Annotated in this window: 10 protein-coding genes; all 10 read left to right on the top strand. The window is 38.4% G+C overall.

The window, feature by feature from the left end:
• The first annotated feature begins 227 nt into the window (after nucleotides 1–227).
• Nucleotides 228–437 carry a hypothetical protein gene (locus RTK36_RS12455; protein ID WP_312047572.1) on the top strand — a complete coding sequence of 70 codons (210 nt, stop codon included), beginning with the start codon at nucleotides 228–230 and terminating at the stop codon, nucleotides 435–437.
• 282 nt (nucleotides 438–719) lie between these two features.
• Entirely contained in the window at nucleotides 720–1,097 is a 378-nt protein-coding gene (locus tag RTK36_RS12460; protein ID WP_312047573.1) for a terminase small subunit, read from the top strand.
• On the top strand, nucleotides 1,087–2,298 hold the full coding sequence (locus RTK36_RS12465) for a PBSX family phage terminase large subunit (protein WP_312047574.1): 1,212 nt from the start codon (nucleotides 1,087–1,089) through the stop codon (nucleotides 2,296–2,298). The genes RTK36_RS12460 and RTK36_RS12465 overlap by 11 nt, the downstream gene beginning before the upstream one ends.
• On the top strand, nucleotides 2,298–3,572 hold the full coding sequence (locus RTK36_RS12470; protein WP_312047575.1) for a phage portal protein: 1,275 nt from the start codon (nucleotides 2,298–2,300) through the stop codon (nucleotides 3,570–3,572). Before RTK36_RS12465 ends, RTK36_RS12470 begins: the two co-directional genes overlap by 1 nt.
• On the top strand, nucleotides 3,562–4,593 hold the full coding sequence (locus RTK36_RS12475) for a CPCC family cysteine-rich protein (RefSeq protein ID WP_312047576.1): 1,032 nt from the start codon (nucleotides 3,562–3,564) through the stop codon (nucleotides 4,591–4,593). Before RTK36_RS12470 ends, RTK36_RS12475 begins: the two co-directional genes overlap by 11 nt.
• 125 nt (nucleotides 4,594–4,718) lie before the next feature.
• Nucleotides 4,719–5,357 (top strand): DUF4355 domain-containing protein, encoded by a 639-nt coding sequence (locus RTK36_RS12480; RefSeq protein WP_312047577.1) that lies wholly within the window; start codon nucleotides 4,719–4,721, stop codon nucleotides 5,355–5,357.
• 16 nt (nucleotides 5,358–5,373) lie between these two features.
• Nucleotides 5,374–6,153: a phage major capsid protein gene (locus RTK36_RS12485; protein WP_312047578.1), complete on the top strand. Its 780-nt coding sequence runs from the start codon at nucleotides 5,374–5,376 to the stop codon at nucleotides 6,151–6,153.
• A 17-nt stretch (nucleotides 6,154–6,170) separates the two neighbouring features.
• Nucleotides 6,171–6,461, top strand: a complete 291-nt coding sequence (locus tag RTK36_RS12490; protein ID WP_312047579.1) for a phage head-tail connector protein — start codon at nucleotides 6,171–6,173, stop codon at nucleotides 6,459–6,461.
• Nucleotides 6,461–6,778, top strand: coding sequence for a hypothetical protein (locus tag RTK36_RS12495; RefSeq protein WP_312047580.1), 318 nt, complete (start codon nucleotides 6,461–6,463; stop codon nucleotides 6,776–6,778). Before RTK36_RS12490 ends, RTK36_RS12495 begins: the two co-directional genes overlap by 1 nt.
• Nucleotides 6,778–7,194, top strand: coding sequence for an HK97 gp10 family phage protein (locus RTK36_RS12500; protein WP_312047581.1), 417 nt, complete (start codon nucleotides 6,778–6,780; stop codon nucleotides 7,192–7,194). The genes RTK36_RS12495 and RTK36_RS12500 overlap by 1 nt, the downstream gene beginning before the upstream one ends.
• Nucleotides 7,195–7,322: the final 128 nt, after the last annotated feature.

The following is a 7,322-nucleotide window of genomic DNA, read 5'->3' on the forward strand; positions in this document are numbered from 1 at the left end:
CAACATTCACCCGGTATAAAGGGCAGATTGTAGAATTTGTGGGTCTTGAGATTGGAGTGATTAAAAGTTGATTATTTTTGATAGATAAAGTGTGATATTATAGTAGTATAGAAATTTGTATAACACCTCCTAGGGCATTGGCGAAAGCTGGTGCCTTTAACTATTTTTTGACAAATGGTAGGAATTTACTGGTTTGTGTCGAATTGTAATTTGATGGGGGTGGATTTATGGTGAAAGACTTAATGGTTAAAAAGATAAAGGATGAGGCTACAGAAATCTTGGCCGAAATGAAAAAGATTAAAACAGAACACACAGCAAAATGGGCATTTCCTTTCCTATCACTTTTAAATAAAATTACCCGGTATATTATTTGCCTCATTGTTTATATCTCTATTTATAACCATGAGAAAGTATCTAGAAGACCAATCTATTTTTGAGACTTTGTTGGCAGTTTGTGCACTATCAGTCAGTCTTTTGGGTAGTGTCTATATTCCAATAGTGCTGTCAGTAAAAACCGATAAGTTTTATACATACAGCTATAAGATAAAAAACAAAGGAAGTGCTAACGAGTTGATGGTTGCTTTGTTTAATGTCAAAGTAAAGAGTGTAGGGGTTGCACAGATTAATACCATATATAACGGAAAAGACATGTATTTAGAAATAAAATATAAGTAAGAGCCTCCAAGGCTCTTTTTATTTTGAAGAAAGGCGGTGACATTATGACACAAAATCAGCTAAAATTTGCAGATGAATATATCAAGTGTGGTAATGCCGCACAAGCTTACAAATTGGCATATCCTAACATTATAAAACAAAGAACAGCAGAGAGTGCGGGCAGTAGACTGTTGAGCAATGCCGAGGTTGTGGCATATATAGACAAAAGAAATGCAGAGATTGCAAATGAAAGGATTGCCGGTATGCAGGAAGTAAAAGAGTTCTGGACGGCCACAATGAGAGACAAGGGCGCAGAGGATAAAGATCGCTTGAAAGCTTCAAAGTTTATCGCAAAATCCAATGGGGCTTTTATCAACCGTGTTAAGCTGGACAATGATAGCGAGCTGACCATTAACATAAAGGGTGATTTTGATGATTGCTAATTTAGCTATAAACAACGTCTATCTCCCTTATCTAGGAAAATACACCAACCGCACAGAAGTATACTATGGCGGTGCAGGATCAGGAAAATCCGTATTTGTATCACAGAAATTAGTTGTAAAAGCTTTACGGGGAAAGAGAAAGATTCTTGTTATTCGTAAAGTGGCCAGAACCCAAAAGGAAAGCTGCTTCACAGTTATGAAAGATACTCTAAGTAGCTTAGAGATTCTTAATAAATGTACCATAAATAAATCTACCCTTGATATTACACTTCCAAATGGCAGTGTTTTTTTATTTAAAGGAATGGATGATAACGAAAAGATTAAATCCATAGCCAATATCACAGATATTTGGATTGAAGAAGCAACGGAACTCACCCTTGACGATTATACACAGCTTAATTTGAGATTAAGAGCCAAGGCTCCTAATTTACAAATGTTGCTTTCGTTTAATCCGATTAGTAAAGCAAATTGGTGTTATCAAACGTTTTTTACAAAGACTACTGACGCATTTGTTTTGAAAACTACATATAGGGAAAATCAATTTTTACCCCAGGCATACATAGACAGTTTGGAAAAGATGAAAGAAACAAACTTTACCTACTACAGGATATATGCTTTAGGTGAATTTTGCAGTCTTGACAAGCTGGTATTCACGAATTGGGAAGAAAAAGACTTTGATGTCAATGAGTTGATAGCCAAAAAGCAATATACTACCCTTATAGGCTTAGACTTTGGTTTCACCAACGACCCTACAGCCTTGGTTGTCAGCTTGTGTGATACAAAGAATAAAGAACTGTATATATTTGATGAATACGGAGATGCAGGACTTTTGAATCCTGATATAGCCAATATCATAAAAAGCTTGGGGTATAGCAAAAATATTATTATGGCAGATTGTGCAGAGCAAAAGAGTATTGAAGAAATACGCAGGGCGGGGGTGCCGAAAATTAAAAAGTGTGCTAAAGGTAGTGATAGCGTATTATTTGGTATTCAGCAATTACAGCAGTATAAAATATATATCCATCCAAAGTGTACAGGGGTGAAAACAGAGTTCCAAAATTATAGTTGGGAAAAAGATAGAAATACCAACGAATATGTTAATAAGCCTGTAGACAAATTCAATCACTACATTGATGCATTAAGGTACTCCATGCAGATTATTAGGGGCAAAATGGGAACATTACCAAAGGGGGCGTTATAGTGTTCTATATTGACAAAGAAAGTGAAATGAATTTATCTCTAGCCAAGTACTACATTGATAAATTCACAACCGGGCAACTTCCAAGGCTGAAACGACTGCAACAGTATTATAAGAATGATAATGATATAAACAGGCGTGTGTTTGAGGATACCAGCAAGCCCAACAACAAAATATCCCATAGCTTTGGGGACTACGTTACAACTACCAATGTGGCTATGTTCTTAGGTTCTCCCGTCACTTATAACAGTGAGGATGAATTGGAGGACTTTAACAGTATTCTTGAAACGGCAGGGGAAGAAGATAGTAACATCAACCTTGCCACCAATTGCAGTATATACGGGTATGCGGCGCAGCTCACTTACCTTGATGAAGATGCCCAGATTAAATTTGCCGTGCTGGATAATAAGCAAACGGTTCTTGTGTACAGTGATGATATTTCATGCAAGCTTTTGTTCTGCATAAGGTTTTGGAATACTGTCACAAGGGACAACGTTCAAAATGAGTACATAGAAATATACAGTAGGGACAGCGTAAAAAGCTATAGAAACAGTGTTTTCATAGGAGAGCAGTTTCATGTGTTCGCCGATATTCCCGTTGTAGTGTACAAGAATAATGATGATTTGAAGGGGGACTTTGAAAAGGTAATCTCTCTCATTGATGCTTATGACATGCTGGAAAGCGACACAATCAACGAAAATGACTATTTCAACAATGCGTATCTGTTTTTAAATACTGATAGCGTAGATACAGAGGACGTAAAAAGCATGAAAGAAAATCGTGTGCTTTACGGGGATGGACTAAACCCATCTTTTATACTGAAAGACAGTCAGAACGCAGACAATGACATTGAAAAGAATCGCCTTGTCAGTGATATTCATAAATTAAGCTTTACCCCAGATATGAGTGATAATAATTTTGCCAACAATGTCTCAGGCGTGGCTATGAGGTACAAGCTTCTTGGAACCCTTAATAATATTGCCAATAAACAGCGCAAATTTAAAATAGCACTGTTGGAAAGAAACAAGCTCATATATGGCATTATGGAAATTAAGGGTTTAAACGGACCATCATATGTGGATGTTGTCTTTACAACAAGCTTGCCAGAAAATAGTCTTGAAACAGCGCAAACAATCAATATGCTTAGAGGGCTGGTATCGGATGAAACCCTTGTTAGTCAGCTTCCTTTTGTTCAAGATGCAGCTTGGGAGGTTGAACAGGCAAAGGCAGCTAATAACGTGCCAGATATTTACGGTGGTGATTTTGGTGGGGAATGATTGCTGGGGAAAACGATTGGCAGATAAGGCATTTGACAGAACCAGTGAAGGGATGCTGAAAGAATTAAAAAAGATGTATCGAAATCAATCCAAAGATATACAGGACAAGGTAACTAACCTTTATTTGAAAATGATAGAGGATGGGGGTATTTCTACAACAAATCTTTATGCCTATGGTCGTTACACAGAGCTTATGAAGGAGATCAATGCCATTCTTCAAAGCTATGGGGAAAAGGAAATTGAAATTGTCAGCGGTGGCCTAGAATCAGCATTCAAGGAAGCTTTTGGCGAGACAAGTGAAACCTTGGGGCAAAGCGCAAAATGGGGCTTGCAAAACACTCATATTATTGTAAACGCAAATTTAAAGAGTGCCAAGTTCTCAAAACGGATATGGAACAATCGTGGTAGCCTTTTGCAGGCCCTTGAGAAAAATATTCAGGATGTTGTTGCAAGTGGGCAGAGTAAGGATAAGGCCATAAAAAGCATTATGGGTATTGAAAAGGCTTCCTTCCGTAATGCGGATAGGTTGGTGAGAACGGAAACAATGAGAGCGATTAATGACGGTCAAAAGCAGTCTTTTATCGCCAATGGCTACACACATGGTTATTATATCTACTCTGATGATGATAGAAATTGTGAGGAATGCGAAAGAATAAGCAAAGAGAGCCGTAAAAATCCCTTGTTGCTGGACACAATGGAGGCTGTGCATCATCCAAATTGCAGATGTATAATAATGCCTGTAGTTCCTACGAGAACAGCTTTTGACATTGCCAAGCAAAATGGAGAACAAGCAAAATATGAAGCTGCCCTTGCGAAAAGTGCAAAAGGCAATATAATAATTCAGAGTGGGGATAATATTTGTGGGGAGTATGAATTTAAAAAAGAAGATGATTACGACATCTGCCCGGTATGCAATTGGGAAAATGAAAGATGCCAATATGAACACCCAGATGAAGATGGTGGAGGGAATGAAATGAGTTTGAATCAAGCGAAAGAAACTCGAAAAATGGTGGAAAAGTAAGATAAAACACTTGCAGATTTAATTGTGAGTGTTTTTTTATTGCCTTTTTCCCGGGTGCAGGCGTAAAAGAACAAACGGAAAATATCGGATACGGTTAACCAACGGAAACGAAAGGATAAAATAAAATGAAAAAAAATATCTTTAAATTCAATTTACAATACTTTGCTGCTGATACGGGGGCCGAGGGTGGCGGAGCTGGTGAGGGCGAAGGACTTCAACAAGAGGACGGCACAGGCAAAGACGGCTATACCAAAGATGAGGTTTTACAGCTTATTCAGAGTGAATCGGATAAGAGAGTGCAGCAGGCCTTAAAAACACAGCAAAAAAAGCATGAAAAGGAATTGAACAAACAAAAAAGTTTGGTGGGACGTGACCCGGAAGCACGGGAAGAAATCGAAAAAGATCAGCGTATTTCAGAATTGGAAGAAATGCTTTCTGAGTTCAAGCTTTCCAATACCAAGGCAGAAATCAGCAAGGTTTTAAATAACAGGGGGCTGGATGCTAACCTTGTGGACTTTGTTGTAACAACGGATGATGCAGAAGAATGCCTTGAAAAAATTGAAACATTGGATAAGATTTTTAAGGCAATGCTGAAAAAGGAAGTTGATGCAAGGCTTAAGGCAGGAGCAACCACGCCTAAGAGTTCCGCGGCTGGGCTGGTTGGCAATATCACAAGAGAACAGTTTGCAAAGATGCCTTTAACAGAACAGGCCAAAGTAGCAAAAAACAACAGACAGCTTTATGACGAATTGACCAAGAGATAAGAAAGGATGATAGATAATGGCTATGACAGGATACGAAAACATTGTAATTGAAAATAAAATGACGGATTTGTTAAATACAAAGGTGGATGCCCGTTCCCTTATGACAATGGATTATTCCCTTGCCGAAAGTGCGGGTCTTAAAAAGGTTGTAAATAAGTATACATATAGCGGAACAGTGGAAAAGCTGGCTAAGGGCGCAAAGAATACGGAAAAAGGCGGTGTTACCTTTGTTCCTGCTGAATATGCGGTTGAGAGGTACCAGCAGACCTTTGAATATAACGATATGGACATCATGAAAGACCCTTATGTATTGGACGTTGCCACAAGCGGAGCTGCTACCATTATGGCAAATCAAATTAAAACAGAGTATTTCGCAGAGCTTGCTAAAATTAGCAATACCTATACATATACTACTTTTGATTATGCTGCTATCGTTGATGCATTGGCAGAAGTCGACAAGGAAACCGAAGAAGATATGTTTGTTATTATGGGCAACGACTTGAGAGCAAAGATCAGAAAAGACACTGACTTTATTTCCAGCAAGCAGGGTGAAATCTTGTATACTGGGCAGTTTGGCACTATTTGCGGCTTGCCTGTATTATTCTCTAAGCTAGTACCCGCTGGTACGGCCTATATCACAAAAAAAGATGCCATTAAGTTCTTTGTGAAAAAAGAAGGGTCAGTGGAACAGGATAGGGACATTGAAACAAAGGATAATACTGTTGTTTATGAAAGACACGGTGTTATGGCTTTGGTGGATGAAACCTACAGCATTAAGCTTGTAAAATCCGTATAAGGAATGGGGCTGATTAAATGGAGCTTAAGGAGCAAGTAAAACTCATTACAGGCAATATCAATGATGATTTAATCAGCCTAGTGCTGGATAAGGCAAAGGCTGAAATATCGGCGTATTTGAATCTGGATTATGATACAAGGTACGATAATATGGCTGTTGATATTGCGGTACTCAAAGTCAATCGCTTAGGCTGTGATGGGTTATCCGCTCAGGGCTATAGTGGTGCCAGTGAAAGTTATATTGATGGATACCCTCAGGAAATTAAAATGCAGTTAGATAAATTTAAAAAGAAATGGGGGGCTTTGTGATGTCATTGAATGGCAGGATGAAGCTCTATGACCTTTATGTAAACAATCCGATTGAGACTGATTATGGCAACATGATTGATAACTATGAGTTTGAGTGTGAGGTCATGGTGGCTATACATTTCAATTCTATGAGCAGGATTAATAATGATATAAGGTACACAGACTGTCAGTATTCAGGGGTATCCCATTATAAAGGCTTAGACTTGAAAAAACAATATAAGTTGGTGCCAAAGGATAATGAAGGGGATGAGTACTTTATTAAAAGTATCAACGAACTTTCAAGACTGTCTCAATACCTTTTACAGGCGGTGATTTAATGAATGAGATTAGCTTAAATATTAAAAAGTTGTTTGCCGAAACTTTGCCACAAGCGGTTATAACGGCCTTAAACGATGCATGTCAGGATATTGAGAATAGGGCGGTAGATAATTGCTCTTTTGATGACGGCACCCTTAGAGCCAGTATCACGCATAGAGTAGAGCAATCAGATGGGATGTTTACGGGATACATTGGCAGCAATGTTGAGTATGCCCCGTATATTCATGAGGGAACAGGGCTTTATGCCAAAGAGGGGAAAGGACGTAAAAGTGTGCCATGGGTTTATCAGGATGGGAAAGGTGAATATCATAGCACAAAAGGTCAAAAGCCGAACCCCTTCTTGCAAAAGGCTGTTGATGAAAGCATGGATGATATTTTAAAAAGGTTTGAGGGGTGCTTGGATGATGGTACTTGACGAATTATTGAGTATTTTAAAATGCTTAGGATACCCGATAAAACCCTTTGGGACGGAAACAATAGAAAATTGCATAGTTTATAATTTTGTAACGCTTACAAGTGATAAGGTTAAGGAACAAAACAGAC

This window comes from Anaerotignum sp., assembly GCF_031981185.1.
GTDB lineage: Bacteria > Bacillota > Clostridia > Lachnospirales > Anaerotignaceae > Chakrabartyella.